The sequence below is a fragment of the Yersinia sp. 1252 StPb PI genome (assembly GCF_048593885.1).
GTDB classification, from domain to species: domain Bacteria; phylum Pseudomonadota; class Gammaproteobacteria; order Enterobacterales; family Enterobacteriaceae; genus Yersinia; species Yersinia enterocolitica_E.
The window spans coordinates 1-15,142 of the sequence record NZ_JAZGQE010000124.1; the positions used below are offsets into that span (position 1 = coordinate 1).

Here is a 15,142-nt window from a genome sequence, read left to right on the forward strand (position 1 = left end):
ATGCTGAGATTCATATCAAAGAGCCTGGCTATTGATTAGATTTATATTTTGAATATATTGCAGAAATAGCTAAAGCAGTACCGCCCAATAGGGCGGCTATGCGGTAAGTAAACTGCATTCCCTGGGTGATATGAGCCACGGTTGCTAATTGAATGTCTTGCTGGGCGCAGGCAAAGGCGAAAATAGCCCCCATGACCGCGGCGCCAGTAATCAGCCCGAGATTGCGCGAAAGATTCAGCAGGCCGGATGCAATGCCTCGCTGTTGCGCGCCAACAGATTTAATCACCAGCGTATTATTCGCAGCCTGGAAAATAGCATAGCCAGCTGTAATCAGGCAGACCGGCAAAATATAGCCGGGCAGGCCGGCAATTGGTCCGATCATCGACAGTGCAATTGCCCCGGTAGTGATCGCCGTTAATCCTGTAATCACCATCATTTGAGCACCGAATCTGTCGACCAGATAACCCGCAGGAACCCCGATGAGTGCCGCGACTATCGGGCCGGCGGACATCGACAATCCAACCCATGGTGTACTCATGGCAAAAGCCCGTGAAAGATAGAATGGCCCAACGACTAAGGTTGCCATCATGATAGTGGTGACCAATGCACTGACTATCAATGCACTACGCAGCTGTGAGTGGCGCCACATAGCGGTTTGAATTAATGGGAATGGAGTGTTCTTTTCCGCCCAGATGAATAACCCGATGCCAATTACCGCAGCGAGTAATAACACTAAATTAAGTGTACCGAAGGTGCCATGGCCCAGCGTCATGGCAAGGGCATACAGTGCCAGAGTCAGGCCCAGCAAGAGCATCCCAAGAGGATCAAAACCACCATGGGCCTGTTGTAATTCGTTGTTAGTGCTAGTGAATGAGTCGGAGATGGGTAAATAGCGTGATAGCAAAAATAAGGCTAATAACCCAAAAGGGATGTTAATCAGGAACATCGCTGGCCAACCGAACCCGCTGATTAACATGCCACCCACTGATGGCCCAAGTGCCGTGCCGATAGCCGAGATGCTGCCGAGCATGCCCATCGCCCGCCCGATTTTTTCTTTACTAATCGCCTCACCGACCAGCGCCAGAGTCAGTGTCATCATGGTGGCGGCCCCTAATCCCTGTAACACACGGGCAGCAATTAACACTCCGATGTCAGGGGCTAACGCGCAACCCAGAGAGGCCACTGTGAATAAACCAATCCCCGCATTCAACAATCGGCGTTTGTTAGTGATATCCCCCAAACGGCCAATGCTGATGGCCGAGGTGGTAATCGCCAGTAAATAGGCTAAAACGACCCACTGCGCCGCTTGAAAAGAGGCACTGAAAGTGAGTGTTAACGTGGGTAAGCCCACATTGGCGATGCTGGTTGCTAATGAAGAAAGCAGCATCGGCAGGGAGAGGCTGATAATTATTCTGCTTAGCGCACTGTTGGCGATGATGTCACTATTGATGTTTTCGGTATTGATTTTCATTAATAGATTAACTCCTGAATGACCTGTTCAGGAGAGATTAGGGTATTACATCATAAGGCGGAAGACGCATGGAATGCAGGTTATCCATGCATAAAACGCCATGTCAGCATGAGGTTGTGCTAGAGTCAGTACATGACAAAACCTGATCTCAATTTATTAATCACACTCAATGTTCTGCTGGCCGAGGGGAGCGTGGCGCGTGCTGCCCAGCGATTAGGGCTTAGCCCATCGGCGATGAGTCGGGCGTTGGCAAGATTGCGTAAAACAACCGGTGATCCCTTGCTGGTCAGGGCAGGGCGCGCCTTGGTAGCGACACCAAGAGCACTTGAACTGCGTGAACAGGTCAGCCAATTAGTACAAGAAGCCACATCGGTGCTGCGGCCTGCGGCAAAACTGGACCTGGCACAGTTGATGCGTACCTTCACTTTGCGTACCAGCGATGGCTTTGTCGAAAACTTTGGCGGCGCATTGCTGACTCGGATTCATCAACAAGCCCCCAATGTGCAACTGCATTTCATGCAAAAATTGAATAAAGACAGCGCATTGTTACGTGATGGCATGGTGGATCTGGAAACGGGTGTGGTGGGCCAGACTGCCAGCCCTGAATTACGAACACGGGCACTTTTCCGCGATCGCTTTATGGGCGTGGTGCGTGATGGTCACCCGCTATGTGGGGAGGACATCACCCCCGTGCGTTATGCAACTCAGGGGCATATTGTGGTTTCACGGCGTCAGGGCCATAAAGGGCCGATTGATGAGGCACTACAATTACTTGGGATTGAACGGAATATTATCGCCTCGGTTGATTCTATATCCACCGCATTGGCGCTGGTGAGAGGGACGGACTTGGTGGCGACGGTTCCCGAACGGCATAGCCAGAATCTGCGCCGAGGGATGTACAGCTTTCCTCTTCCTTTAACCTTACCGACTATTACGGTTTCGATGTTGTGGCATCCGCGCATGGATGCTGATCCGGCGCACCGCTGGTTGCGTCAATGCGTGCTGGATGTGATGGTGACACCGAGTGAGCAGCAGGTCGCACACGAAGATTAATCTTTATGCGGAAATGATGTCGGGGAATTATCAGGGCAGCCCAGTGTGAGCTACCCTGATGAGCACCTAAAAGCGGGGGATTGCTGTACCCCAATTGCGCCAATCTTTCGGCTCTTCTGGGTTAAGCAAGAAGTGCTGATTTATGCTGGCCTTAGGAGCCAGTGGTGTCGTTGGTGGGGTCGCGAAAGCAATGCCGCCGCGTATAAATTGCTGGAAGGTGCCGCTTTTCACCACACCACCGGTTAGACCGAATTCAAGGTTGTACCCTGATGCCAGCCAGAACACGCTATTTTGCCGCACCAACTGCTGGAATTTCTGGCTGATCCGTATCGATACCTGCACGCGATCAGACATCGCACCAAGGTTAAACCCGGTAACAGTACCCACTTCAAGCCCACGGAAGAGGACCGGTGTGCCAACCTGCAATGATCCTGCCTCCGCGGTATCCAGAATAAGGCTCAGCCCATCAAGATAACGGGAGTCGGTAATAGTGGCAGTTTGCAACTCAAAAGTACGTAATGTGCCACCTTTACCCGGCTCTACATTAATATAAGGTTGGAACAAGGTGTCCAGATTATTGACCCCTGCGGCTGATATCTCCGGCGAGACAATAGAAAAGCGGGTACCGGCCCGGGTAAAGTTCTGCACATATTCTGGATAGAGCACGGCTTTGGCTAACACTTCGTTGCGCTCAGGTGCCAGTTTCAGCGATTCGACTTGGCCAATATTGATACCCAAATAACGAATCGGCATGCCGGTTGCCAGTTTGCTGGCATCAAAGGTGCGCAATATGATTTGACTACCGACAGCACGGGCGGCGGTTTCATTACCATACAAGGTGCGTTTGGCCCCCTTATCCAGTGTCACACCTTCCAGATTATCAAAGCTGATAGCTCCTTTTAGGGCGCGATTCAACGGAGATGCCTGCACAGTTAGCCCACTGCCGTTCAACTGGACTTTCGCCCCACCCTCGGCCCAGAAAATGCTCTTATCAGTGAGTAAATTGCGATATTCGGGCTGAATATAGACATCCACTTCAAACTCATTGGCTTTTGGCCTGATATGGGTAATTTCACCTACCTGAAACTTGCGATATAACACCACAGAACCGGTTTGCACATCGGGCAAGCTGGCAGCAGTTAAACTTAGTGTTGTGGCGGGAGCGTTGCCTAAAATGCCATCGGTAGCTTTGGCGACACTGCTATACAGCGGATACTTATTCAGGGCTTCACCTTTGCTGCCCGGCAGTATCAGAATACCGCCATCAATCCACTCCTGCGCACTGGCACCCTGAATATCAATACCATCAATCCCGAGTTTTACCTCCAGCCGACTGTTAACCACAAACTTGCTGTCTTTATGCACCAAATCACGGTATTTGGCTTCAATTGCTGCCGTGAAGGTCACACCGTCGGCTGATAACTCACGGGTCAAGACTTGGCCAATTTTAATGCCATGTAGCGAGATCGGCTGGCCGATATCAATGCCATAACTTTGCGGTGCGGTTAATTGCAATTCGAGCACATTGGGCTGCTGCAACAGACTTTTACTGCTTGGTAGCACGGTAAAGTGTTTTTGTGGTGCCCCTTCACCCGGGATTAACTCTAATGTATTGCCAGTCAAGAGTTCACTCAGTTTGGCATCATTAAGACTGATTCGGGGGCTGTTCATTTCAATGCGGCTGCCTGCACGCATCAAATCGACCACTGACGGGTCAATGGTCAGTTCACCGGTCACTTTACTGTCCGGTTGAAGTGTCATTTTGGTCAGGGTGCCAACCTGTAACCCCTGATAAATCAGCGGTGTTCTCCCCTCACTTAAACTGCTCCCACTGGGTAAATCCAGCGTAATTGCCACACCACGTTGGCTATGTGCTAAATCGGGGTAGAGCTGAAAGGGTTGGTCTGGTTTCGCATCTGGGCTGTTTTTGGGTGAGTCAAAGGCAATGGCACCATTGACCAAGGCGGCCAGACTTTCCATTTGAACCGACGCGCCACTAAGACTGAAGTCACCTTTAAAACCAGACACATTCCAGAAGCGGGTATCGTTTTTTACCAATTTAGCGAAGCGCCGATCAATCAGTACATCAATGACAACGCCATTATTATCAGGCGCGATATTGTAGTCATAGACTTTACCCACCGGGATTTTACGGTAGTAAACCAGAGAGCCGTTATTGAGTGAGGCCAAATCGGGGGCATGGAGGTGAACCATCAATTCGCCGGTATTCAGGCGGAACTTAGGCTGGGTATCCAACGCGGTAAAGTGGCTCTGCGGTTTGCCCTCGCCTGGCATCATCCCGATATAGTTACCACCGACTAGCGCATCCAAGCCAGAGACCCCGGCCAAAGAGGCCTTGGGCGTCACTAGCCAGAACTGTGTCCCTTCTCGCAATGAGTCTTCCATATCATTTTTGATACTGGCGGTGACTTTTATATTGCGCAGGTCATCATCCAGACTGATGGATTGCACCATCCCGACTTCAACACCCTGATAGCGAATCGGGGTTCGGCCCGCCACAATACCGGCGGCAGACTGGAAATCAATAGTGACTTCGGTACCACGGTCCTGCCAGTTGTTATAAATCAGCCAACCGGCAATCAGCAGGGCAATAAAAGGCAGCAACCAGAAAGGCGATATCCGGCGTTTATGTTTAATTTGTGCCTCAGTCGGTGTACTCGGCGTTTCCTGTTGCATGTGCATCCCAAATCAATCGGCTATCGAGCCATTCAACAGCAAGGATAGTCAAAATGACCGCAGACCCAAAATAGAAGGCTGCCGGTCCCATAGTGAAGGAAAGGAGCTGATCACGATTAATCAGCGACATCATTAACGCAATAACAAAGAGGTCTAGCATCGACCAACGGCCAATCCAGGTAATCAGTCGCAGTAATCGCATGCGCGTTTTAAGGCTATGTTGCGTCTTTAGATGAATGCTGAGCAACAATGTTAGCAACACAATCACCTTGGTAAACGGCACCAGCACACTGGCGATAAACACCACCGCGGCGATGGGCAGGTTACCCGATGAGGCCAAAGAGACCACGCCGGAGAAAATAGTATCTTCCATGCGGGTGCCATTGGCATAAACAATTGATATCGGTAAAAGATTAGCAGGCAACAGCAGGACTATCGAGGCAATTAACGCCGCCCAGGTTTTTTGGATGCTATGGCGGCGGCGATGGCGCAAAGGGGTATGGCAGCGTGGGCAGCGGCCGTGTGCATCGCAGTGCCCGGTATAATGGCATGACAGGCAAATGCGCAATGTTTCCCGGGGGCCTGGGGGCTGCTCCTGGGGATAAAATCGCTCCCACAACTGCTCCAGATTCAAATGCACTAGCGTCAGAATACTGAGTAACGTCAGAGCCAGAAACGCTATCAATCCGCCACCGGGCATAACGTCCGCATACTCTTTGACCTTAATACAGGCCACCGCCATACCGATAAGATAGATATCTAGCATGACCCATTCTTTTAGCCGCTCCAGCATCAATAACACCGGGCGCAGGTTCATACCAATCCGGCTGCCGATACGCAGATACAGAATCGATGCGGTGAGTGTAACGGGAGCGCCAATAATACAAAATGCCACCATGCTGGCTGTAATCGGGCCGCCCTGACGACTCATTTGCCAGATACCCTCTAACAAACTGGCATCAATCCGCGTGCCGAGCAGGCGAATGGTGATCAGCGGCTCGGTAAAAGCAAATGGCATCAGCAGTAACATGGCAACCGCCATGGCGGTCAGGCGGGTAAGGGACCAATCGCGCCCACTGGCAATTTTTGCGCTGCACCGTGGGCAATAGGCTGTTTGTGTACCATTGAGCGGCGGCAGGGTAAATAGCGCATCGCACTGGCAGCAACGCTGAGCCCTTGCAGTGGAGAGTGGCCGTTGAATGGCATGTACCTTCATATTATAAAACCCTGATGCTGACACCGGTTTATAAAGAATAGCGCGGATGGTAGCAGAGCAATCGGTCAAAACAAGGGGCAAAACGGGCCAAACCCCCGATGGCGATAACTCTTTTACTTCGTTATAGCGGAATAACCTTGTAGCCAAGGGTATTTAATGATTACTTTATATAAGCTAAGCATAACTATCGCCTCTGGCTATTCTTAGGTTTCTAACGGTCATTACATGAAAAAAGCAGAATTCTACGCGGAATTAAAACGTGACTTGAGTGCCCTGATTGCAGGTGAAACGAATTTCATTGCTACTTTGGCTAATGCCAGCGCTTTACTTTATGAGCGTCTTGATGGGTTGAATTGGGCCGGTTTTTACTTGATCGACGGCAAACAATTAGTGCTGGGTCCTTTTCAAGGGAAAATCGCCTGTGTCCGTATTCCAATCGGCAAAGGCGTATGTGGAACTGCCGTGGCAGAAAACCGCGTTCAGCGAGTGGCGGATGTGCATGCATTCCCCGGACATATTGCCTGTGATGCCGCAAGTAATGCTGAAATTGTGCTGCCAATCACTGTGAAGGGTAAAATTATCGGCGTTTTGGATATCGACAGCATTGTTTATGATCGCTTTGATGACGCTGATGAATTGGGTTTAATCTCAGTCGTGGCGGGGCTTTGCGAGCATCTTGACCTGTGTGACAGTGAGAAATATGTCACACAGACTGCAAGTTGATATACGGATAACGTGGCAATTGCTGATGGCGTCATTATAATGACGCCTGTTCATGCCTGCGCTGGTTGGCAAACCCGTTGTAATCAGGAAATTTCATGGAAAATCAACCTAAGTTGAACAGTAGTAAAGAAGTCATAGCCTTTTTGGCTGAGCGGTTCCCGCTTTGCTTCACCGCCGAAGGCGAAGCACGTCCACTGAAGATCGGTATTTTTCAAGATCTGGTCGAACGTGTTCAGGGGGAAGAGAATTTAAGCAAAACGCAATTGCGTTCTGCGCTGCGTCTCTATACCTCAAGCTGGCGTTATCTTTATGGGGTCAAAGTCGGTGCTGAACGTGTTGATTTAGACGGCAACCCTTGTGGTGTGCTGGAAGAGCAACATGTAGAACATGCCCGCAAACAGCTAGAAGAGGCGAAAGCCCGTGTTCAGGCACAACGTGCTGAACAACAAGCTAAAAAGCGCGAAGCTGCCATTGCTGCGGGTGAAACCCCAGAGCCACGTCGCCCACGTCCGGCAGGTAAAAAACCTGCGCCGCGTCGTGAAGCGGGTGTGACTTCGGAAAACCGCAAGCCTCGTCAGTCACCTCGCCCACCACAGGCTCGGCCACCTCGTCCACAGGCCGAGGAAAACCAGCCACGCCCTGTGCCGGTCACAGATATCTCTAAACTGCAAATTGGTCAAGAAATCAAAGTCAGAGCAGGTAAGAGCGCGATGGATGCAACCGTATTAGAAATCGCTAAAGATGGCGTACGGGTGCAGCTATCTTCCGGTCTGGCGATGATTGTGCGCGCAGAACACTTGCAGTTCTGATACGGAGGCCAACCTAGGCATGAACAAATTTGTCAGACTAACAGCAATCGCAGGCTTGTTACTGGCGGGGGCGAGTTACGCAGCGGATACCACCTATCGCATCGATCAGCTACCTCAACTGCGTCAGGAACCCGAGCATGCAACCGTGAGTGAGCGCGTAACATCGCGCTTCACTCGCTCTCACTATCGTCAATTTACACTGGACGATCAGTTTTCCGCCAAAATATTTGATAGATTCCTCAACATGCTGGATTACAGCCATAACGTGTTGTTGGCATCAGATGTGGCACAGTTTGCGGATAAAAAGCAGTCGCTGGATGATGAGTTAAAATCAGGCCAGTTGGACACGCCTTTCGCTTTATTCAATTTGGCGCAAAAACGCCGCTTTGAGCGCTATCAATATGCATTGTCAGTACTGGACCGGCCAATGGTCTTTACCGGGAATGACACCATTGATATTGACCGTGGTAAAGCACCTTGGCCTACCAGCGAAGCTGAGCTGAACAAGCTTTGGGACGCAAAAGTTAAGTACGATCAGCTTAATTTGAAATTAACCGGTAAAACGGATAAAGAGATCAAAGAGACGCTGACAAAACGCTATCAGGCGGCCATTAAGCGTTTGACGCAAAGTAATAGCGAAGATGTATTCCAGCTAATTATGAATGCGTTTGCGCATGAAATTGACCCGCATACCAACTATTTGTCACCACGAAATACCGAACAGTTTAATACCGAAATGAGCTTGTCTCTGGAAGGTATTGGTGCTGTCCTGCAAATGGATGATGATTACACCTTAATCAACTCTATGGTTCCAGGTGGCCCCGCGGCGAAAAGTAAAACTATCGCCGTAGGTGATCGGGTGATCGGTGTGGGTCAAACCGGTAAGCCGATGGTGGATGTGATTGGATGGCGTCTCGATGATGTCGTGGCACTCATTAAAGGGCCGAAGGGCAGTAAAGTGCGGCTGGAGATTTTACCGGCCGGTAAAGGTACTAAACCGCGCACTGTCACCTTGACCCGTGAACGCATTCGTCTTGAAGATCGCGCAGTGAAAATGTCGGTAAAAACTATCGGCAAAGAGCGTGTCGGTGTACTGGATATCCCTGGTTTCTATGTTGGCCTGACCGAAGACGTTAAGGTGCAATTGCAGAAGCTGGAGAAAGAGAATGTCAGTAGCATTATTATTGACTTGCGCAGTAATGGTGGTGGTGCTCTGACCGAGGCTGTGTCGCTGTCTGGTTTGTTTATTCCGAGTGGGCCGGTGGTTCAAGTGCGGGATAACAACGGCAAAGTGCGTGAAGACAGTGATACTGATGGTGTGGTGTACTACAAAGGCCCGCTGGTGGTATTGGTGGACCGCTACAGTGCATCCGCTTCCGAAATCTTTGCTGCTGCCATGCAGGACTATGGTCGTGCATTAATTGTCGGTGAACCAACCTTTGGTAAAGGTACTGTTCAACAGTATCGGTCGTTAAATCGTATTTACGATCAAATGTTGCGCCCGGAATGGCCTGCATTGGGTTCACTGCAATACACTATCCAGAAATTCTATCGGGTAGATGGTGGCAGTACTCAGCGTAAAGGGGTAACCCCGGATATCGTGATGCCAACCGGTGTTGATCCGGCGGAAACGGGTGAGAGTTTCGAAGATAATGCCTTGCCTTGGGACAGTATCAATGCGGCCAGTTACGTCAAGAGTGGTGATCTGAAGCCACTGGAGCCGGAGTTACTGAAAGCACATACAGCGCGGATTGCCGCTGATCCTGAATTCCAGCATATTCAGCAAGATATTGAGCGTTATAAAGCGTTAAAAGAGAAACGCAACATCGTCTCTCTCAATTACACTCAGCGTGAAAAAGAGAACCATGATGATGATGCCACGCGGCTGAATCGCTTGAATGAGCGTTTCAAACGTGAAGGTAAAAAGCCACTGAAGTCATTGGAGGATTTGCCAAAAGACTATCAGGAGCCAGACCCTTATCTGGATGAGACTGTTCATATTGCTTTGGATTTGGCTCATAAAGAAAAAGCGCAGCCGCAAGTTGAATCACCACCAGCGGCAGCACCTGCGGCAAAATAAGTCAGCAGATAATATGAAGGATCCGGGCCTTAAAAAGAGCCCGGATTTTTTTTACGTTTTTTTCATCGCCGAATTTATCAATTGGCGAAAAAATAACAAAATATGTAATGAAAAGTATCCAAATTTGTAAAGTTATGTTGATTTACTCTGTTAGAACTTAACAAGCCTTGAAAATTTGTCAGATGCCCATACGATCAGCGTATCTCAGTAGTAATTTGGCTAAGTCATCATCCAGGATTATGCCAATTTTGACTTAAGACCCATGTGACTCAACACAGTGTCGACTTAAAACAATAAGGAAATAAATTTTTATGATGCGTATCGCTCTGTTCCTTCTCACCAACCTGGCAGTCATGTTGGTGTTCGGGTTGGTACTAAGCCTGACAGGTATTCAGTCCAGCAGTGTACAAGGGCTGATGATCATGGCTGGTCTGTTCGGTTTTGGCGGCGCATTTGTTTCGTTGCTGATGTCCAAATGGATGGCTTTGCGTTCAGTGGGTGGTGAAGTTATCGAACAACCGCGCAATGAAACTGAACGCTGGTTGCTGGATACGGTGCGTCGCCAATCCCAGCAAGCCGGTATTGCTATGCCACAAGTTGCTATTTATCAGGCACCGGATATTAACGCCTTTGCGACCGGGGCTCGTCGTGATGCCTCTTTAGTGGCAGTGAGTACAGGTCTATTGCAGAACATGAGCCGTGATGAAGCAGAAGCCGTTATTGCTCATGAAATTAGCCACGTCGCTAACGGCGATATGGTCACCATGACCTTGATTCAGGGGATTGTGAATACCTTTGTAATCTTCATTTCACGCCTGATTGCGCAAGTCGCTGCCGGTTTCCTATCAGGGGACCGTGATAATGAAAGCAGTAGCGCTGGTAACCCGATGGTCTACTTTGCCGTATCAATGGTCTTGGAATTGGTCTTTGGTATTCTGGCCAGCATTATCACCATGTGGTTCTCGCGCCATCGCGAATTCCACGCTGATGCAGGCTCAGCGAAGCTGGTAGGGCGTGAGAAGATGATAGCGGCTCTGCAACGGCTGAAAACCAGCTATGAGCCACAGGAAGCAGGCAACATGATGGCTTTCTGCATTAATGGTAAGTCCAAAACCTTCAGCGAGCTGTTTATGTCACATCCGCCGCTGGACAAACGTATTGAAGCGCTGCGTTCAGGCCAGTATCTGAAGTAGCCACCACCAACTCTTCTGATTGAAAACCCCGCCCGCCAGCGGGGTTTTTTTATTGCAACCCGAGTCTAGCCACGTTTCTGGCTTATGCGCAGCACACTCACCAATGCGGCGATACTGGCAAAGCAGCCAGCCAGCACCAGAGAAGCATGAGTGCCACTGGTTGAAAACAGATTGAACATTAATGCCACTAATGCCGCCCCAGAGGTTTGCCCCAGTAAACGGGCGGTGCCTAGCATGCCGCTGGCTCCACCGCTACGATGTTGTGGTGCAGCAGAAATAATGGTGTGGTTATTCGGCGACTGAAACAGGCCAAAACCGGCACCACATAGCACCATCCGCCAGATAATATCCATATCACTCGGGTTGGCTGGCAGCAATGCTAGCAGGAACAAACCACTGGCAAACACCGCCAAACCTATCCCGCCTAATAACCCTGCATGATAACGTTCGACTAATCGCCCGGCTATCGGGGCTACCACCATGGTTGCCAACGGCCATGGGGTTAACAGCAGTCCGGTTGCCACTTCATCACGGCCCAGAACAGTTTGTAAAAAGAAGGGCAGTGACACCATTGCCAGCATTTGTGCGGCAAAAGAGCAAATAGAAGTGCTGATTGATAATGCAAAAATAGGAATACGCAGTAAATCAACCGGAAGCAGCGGGAAAGACTGACTAAGTTGACGGCGTACAAAGAAGAAACCAATTAGCAGCAATGCGATAATTTCAGCCGCTATCAGGGTTGGGCTTTGTCCCTGAGCAAAGCCACTGATAGCGGTTATCAGTAAACCAAAGGTCAGAGCATTCATCACACAACTGGTAAAATCGAAACGGTTACCGTTACTTTTCATATTATTGGCAGGCAAATACTTCATACCTAACAACCATGCCAACAAGCCGATGGGCACATTAATGGCAAACAGCCACTGCCATGAAGCAACCGATAGCACCGCCGCGGCAATGGTGGGACCGGCGGCGGCGGAAACGGCCACAATCAATGAATTAATACCGATACCACGGCCCAGTTGTGCTCGTGGATAAATAATCCGAATCAATGCAGTATTAACGCTCATTAAGGCTGCTGCGCCAAGCCCTTGCAGCACACGGGCAAATGTTAGCGTCCATAAGGAGTCAGACAGAGCACAGAACAGCGATGTCACACTAAACACCAGTAAACCTGCCTGATAAACCCGCCGATAACCGATGATATCGCCCAGAGATGCCATTGAGAGCAACGACACGGTGATAGCCAACTGGTAAGCATTCACGATCCAAATAGACGTGGCTGGGCTGGCATTGAGGTCACGAGCGATAGTTGGCAAAGCTACGTTGGCGATAGTGCCATCCAACACCGCTATGGTAATACCGAGTGCAATAACCAATATTGCAGCATAGCGCTGAGGAACCGGCATGCCATCGCTTGATGATGGGGTCATAGGTTTTATCTGTAAAAATAATGATGTAGGTAAGTGTTTATATGCTAACCAGTATTGTGCTTGAATGCATCCTTGCCAGCCGGCTTATTTGTAAATAGCGATGTGGTACCGTTATCGCAATCAGATTAACAGGCTGATAAGCACAGTAATTTGGCTAAATCAGTAAAAATAGAACCGCGATCACGGAAAAATGAAACATCGTTTCTATAATGTGAGATAGTAATAGCCTGACAGGTTCCTCTGCGGGCAAATTTTAATTCTCTGATGATTTTAAGGACTTTCCTGATGGCCAAAGGTAAACAAATCCCCCTGACATTTCACACATATCAGGATGCCTCTACCGGTGCACAAGTTACACGGTTAACACCGCCTGATGTCACTTGCCACCGTAACTATTTCTATCAAAAATGTTTCACCCGTGATGGCAGTAAGTTATTGTTCGGCGGCGCTTTTGATGGTCCGTGGAACTACTACTTGTTGGATCTCAACACGCAAGTGGCAACACAACTGACAGAAGGGCGTGGCGACAATACCTTTGGTGGTTTCTTGTCACCTGAAGATGATGCACTGTTTTATGTCAAAGATGGGCGTAACCTGATGCGAGTCTGTCTTGCCACACTGGAAGAAAGTGTGGTTTATCAGGTGCCTGAAGAGTGGGTGGGTTACGGTACCTGGGTCGCCAATTCAGATTGTACCAAGTTGGTCGGTATTGAAATTAAACGCGAAGACTGGGTCCCCTTGACCGATTGGAAAAAATTCCACGAGTTCTATTTCACTAAGCCTTGCTGCCGTTTGATGCGTGTTGACTTGAAAACCGGTGAGTCCGCCGTGATTTTGCAAGAGAATCAATGGCTAGGTCATCCAATCTATCGCCCTTATGATGACAGTACGGTCGCATTCTGCCATGAAGGTCCACACGATCTGGTTGATGCACGTATGTGGCTAATCAATGAAGATGGCAGCAACATGCGTAAAGTGAAAACTCATGCTGAAGGCGAAAGCTGCACCCATGAGTTCTGGGTACCCGATGGTTCGGCGCTGGTGTATGTCTCATATTTGAAAGGCAGCCCGGATCGCTTTATCTACAGTGCTGACCCACAGACATTGGAAAATCGCCAATTGACCTCTATGCCGGCGTGTTCCCATCTGATGAGTAACTATGACGGTACCTTGATGGTCGGCGATGGTTCAGATGCACCGGTAGATGTACAAGACGATAGCGGCTATAAGATCGAAAACGATCCTTTCCTGTATGTATTCAACATGAAAAATGGCAGCCAGCATCGTGTTGCTCGCCACGATACCTCATGGCAGGTGTTTGAAGGTGATCGGCAGGTGACGCATCCACATCCTTCCTTTACCCCTGATGATAAACAAGTTCTGTTCACCTCTGATGTTCATGGCAAACCTGCACTTTATTTGGCTACTTTGCCTGAATCAGTCTGGCAATAGTTAAATTTTGCACTAGCCTCTTTCATGGAAAGAGGCTAATTTGCTGTCTGCAAGGTTAATATCTTATTATTCACATTGGTTTATTGCACAGTCTCGCAACTTCCCTTTATAATAAAACCACTGTTCTATTTTTTTTAAAACATATTGTTTTATGAAACACAGAAAACTGAGTAGGGTAACCAAGAAATGGCTATTGCAGATCTAGATAAACAGCCCGACTCTGTGTCGTCGGTTCTGAAGGTTTTTGGCATCTTACAAGCATTGGGTGAAGAACGGGAAATTGGTATTACCGAGCTTTCCCAACGTGTAATGATGCCTAAAAGTACGGTTTACCGCTTTCTCCAGACCATGAAATCCCTGGGGTATGTTGCCCAGGAAGGCGAATCAGAGAAATACTCCCTTACGCTGAAGTTATTTGAGCTGGGGGCTAAAGCGCTACAAAATGTTGATTTGATTCGTAGCGCAGATATACAGATGCGTGAATTATCTAATGAAACTCGTGAAACTATTCACTTGGGTGCATTGGATGAAGACAGCATTGTTTATATTCATAAAATTGACTCTATGTATAACCTGCGGATGCATTCCCGTATTGGTCGTCGTAACCCACTGCACAGTACCGCAATTGGTAAAGTGTTATTGGCGTGGCGTGACCGTGGTGAAGTAGAGGAAATCTTGTCTCATATCGAGTTCACCCGTAGCACTAAACACACCCTGGATAGCGCGGCTGCATTATTGCCAGTGCTGGATCTGGTGCGTGAGCAGGGCTTTGGTGAAGATGTCGAGGAGCAAGAAGAAGGTTTGCGTTGTATCGCTGTACCTGTTTTCGACCGTTTCGGTGTGGTGATCGCGGGCTTAAGTATTTCATACCCGACGCTGCGTTTTTCTGAAGACAGCAAGAGTGACATAGTTAAATCTTTGCATCGCGCAGCACGTAACATCTCAGAGCAAATGGGTTATCGTGATTATCCTTTCTGAGGATAAAGCGAAATAGGGTAAATACTTTATAATTATT

Annotated in this window: 11 protein-coding genes; 7 read left to right on the forward strand and 4 right to left on the reverse strand. The window is 49.0% G+C overall.

Annotated elements, in window-relative coordinates; genetic code table 11:
- Positions 1 to 28: 28 nt before the first annotated feature.
- The gene (locus tag V2A85_RS16405; protein ID WP_420071856.1) at positions 29 to 1,471 is read right to left on the reverse strand and encodes an MFS transporter; all 1,443 of its coding nucleotides are present in this window, start codon (positions 1,469 to 1,471) and stop codon (positions 29 to 31) included.
- Positions 1,472 to 1,603: 132 nt separating this feature from the next.
- Between V2A85_RS16405 and V2A85_RS16410 the strand changes: the two genes are divergently transcribed.
- Complete coding sequence (locus tag V2A85_RS16410; protein ID WP_372559175.1) at positions 1,604 to 2,524, forward strand: LysR family transcriptional regulator; 921 nt, start codon at positions 1,604 to 1,606, stop codon at positions 2,522 to 2,524.
- A gap of 66 nt (positions 2,525 to 2,590) precedes the next feature.
- Here V2A85_RS16410 and V2A85_RS16415 read toward each other — a convergent pair whose 3' ends face one another.
- Both V2A85_RS16415 and yebS read right to left on the reverse strand, forming a co-directional pair.
- The gene (locus V2A85_RS16415; RefSeq protein WP_420071857.1) at positions 2,591 to 5,221 is read right to left on the reverse strand and encodes an MlaD family protein; all 2,631 of its coding nucleotides are present in this window, start codon (positions 5,219 to 5,221) and stop codon (positions 2,591 to 2,593) included.
- Positions 5,190 to 6,437 (reverse strand): membrane integrity lipid transport subunit YebS, encoded by a 1,248-nt coding sequence (gene yebS / locus V2A85_RS16420; RefSeq protein ID WP_420071858.1) that lies wholly within the window; start codon positions 6,435 to 6,437, stop codon positions 5,190 to 5,192. The genes V2A85_RS16415 and yebS overlap by 32 nt, the downstream gene beginning before the upstream one ends.
- A gap of 225 nt (positions 6,438 to 6,662) precedes the next feature.
- Here yebS and V2A85_RS16425 point away from each other — a divergent pair, with 225 nt between their 5' ends.
- The 4 genes from V2A85_RS16425 (at position 6,663) to htpX (ending at position 11,242) form a co-directional block, all read left to right on the forward strand.
- Positions 6,663 to 7,160: a GAF domain-containing protein gene (locus V2A85_RS16425; RefSeq protein WP_083158658.1), complete on the forward strand. Its 498-nt coding sequence runs from the start codon at positions 6,663 to 6,665 to the stop codon at positions 7,158 to 7,160.
- Between the two features lie 95 nt (positions 7,161 to 7,255).
- Positions 7,256 to 7,969: an RNA chaperone ProQ gene (gene proQ / locus V2A85_RS16430; RefSeq protein ID WP_372559172.1), complete on the forward strand. Its 714-nt coding sequence runs from the start codon at positions 7,256 to 7,258 to the stop codon at positions 7,967 to 7,969.
- Between the two features lie 19 nt (positions 7,970 to 7,988).
- Positions 7,989 to 10,049 carry a carboxy terminal-processing peptidase gene (gene prc, locus V2A85_RS16435; RefSeq protein WP_420071859.1) on the forward strand — a complete coding sequence of 687 codons (2,061 nt, stop codon included), beginning with the start codon at positions 7,989 to 7,991 and terminating at the stop codon, positions 10,047 to 10,049.
- Between the two features lie 311 nt (positions 10,050 to 10,360).
- Positions 10,361 to 11,242 (forward strand): protease HtpX, encoded by an 882-nt coding sequence (htpX, locus tag V2A85_RS16440; RefSeq protein ID WP_005182949.1) that lies wholly within the window; start codon positions 10,361 to 10,363, stop codon positions 11,240 to 11,242.
- A gap of 65 nt (positions 11,243 to 11,307) precedes the next feature.
- On the opposite strand, the gene V2A85_RS16445 is transcribed toward htpX, so the two are convergent.
- Positions 11,308 to 12,675, reverse strand: coding sequence for an MFS transporter (locus V2A85_RS16445; protein WP_372559171.1), 1,368 nt, complete (start codon positions 12,673 to 12,675; stop codon positions 11,308 to 11,310).
- Positions 12,676 to 12,960: 285 nt separating this feature from the next.
- Between V2A85_RS16445 and ogl the strand changes: the two genes are divergently transcribed.
- Both ogl and kdgR read left to right on the forward strand, forming a co-directional pair.
- Complete coding sequence (ogl, locus tag V2A85_RS16450; protein ID WP_083158661.1) at positions 12,961 to 14,127, forward strand: oligogalacturonate lyase; 1,167 nt, start codon at positions 12,961 to 12,963, stop codon at positions 14,125 to 14,127.
- A gap of 186 nt (positions 14,128 to 14,313) precedes the next feature.
- The gene (gene kdgR, locus V2A85_RS16455) at positions 14,314 to 15,105 is read left to right on the forward strand and encodes a DNA-binding transcriptional regulator KdgR (protein WP_050077553.1); all 792 of its coding nucleotides are present in this window, start codon (positions 14,314 to 14,316) and stop codon (positions 15,103 to 15,105) included.
- Positions 15,106 to 15,142 lie beyond the last annotated feature (37 nt).

What these genes read in the sequence shown, in the direction of transcription:
- htpX (WP_005182949.1), top strand. Translation starts at nt 10,361, where the DNA reads ATGATGCGTATCGCTCTGTTCCTTCTCACCAACCTGGCAGTCATGTTG.
- yebS (WP_420071858.1), bottom strand. Translation starts at nt 6,437, where the DNA reads ATGAAGGTACATGCCATTCAACGGCCACTCTCCACTGCAAGGGCTCAG.
- V2A85_RS16425 (WP_083158658.1), top strand. Translation starts at nt 6,663, where the DNA reads ATGAAAAAAGCAGAATTCTACGCGGAATTAAAACGTGACTTGAGTGCC.
- prc (WP_420071859.1), top strand. Translation starts at nt 7,989, where the DNA reads ATGAACAAATTTGTCAGACTAACAGCAATCGCAGGCTTGTTACTGGCG.
- V2A85_RS16405 (WP_420071856.1), bottom strand. Translation starts at nt 1,471, where the DNA reads ATGAAAATCAATACCGAAAACATCAATAGTGACATCATCGCCAACAGT.
- kdgR (WP_050077553.1), top strand. Translation starts at nt 14,314, where the DNA reads ATGGCTATTGCAGATCTAGATAAACAGCCCGACTCTGTGTCGTCGGTT.
- V2A85_RS16415 (WP_420071857.1), bottom strand. Translation starts at nt 5,221, where the DNA reads ATGCAACAGGAAACGCCGAGTACACCGACTGAGGCACAAATTAAACAT.
- V2A85_RS16445 (WP_372559171.1), bottom strand. Translation starts at nt 12,675, where the DNA reads ATGACCCCATCATCAAGCGATGGCATGCCGGTTCCTCAGCGCTATGCT.
- proQ (WP_372559172.1), top strand. Translation starts at nt 7,256, where the DNA reads ATGGAAAATCAACCTAAGTTGAACAGTAGTAAAGAAGTCATAGCCTTT.
- ogl (WP_083158661.1), top strand. Translation starts at nt 12,961, where the DNA reads ATGGCCAAAGGTAAACAAATCCCCCTGACATTTCACACATATCAGGAT.
- V2A85_RS16410 (WP_372559175.1), top strand. Translation starts at nt 1,604, where the DNA reads ATGACAAAACCTGATCTCAATTTATTAATCACACTCAATGTTCTGCTG.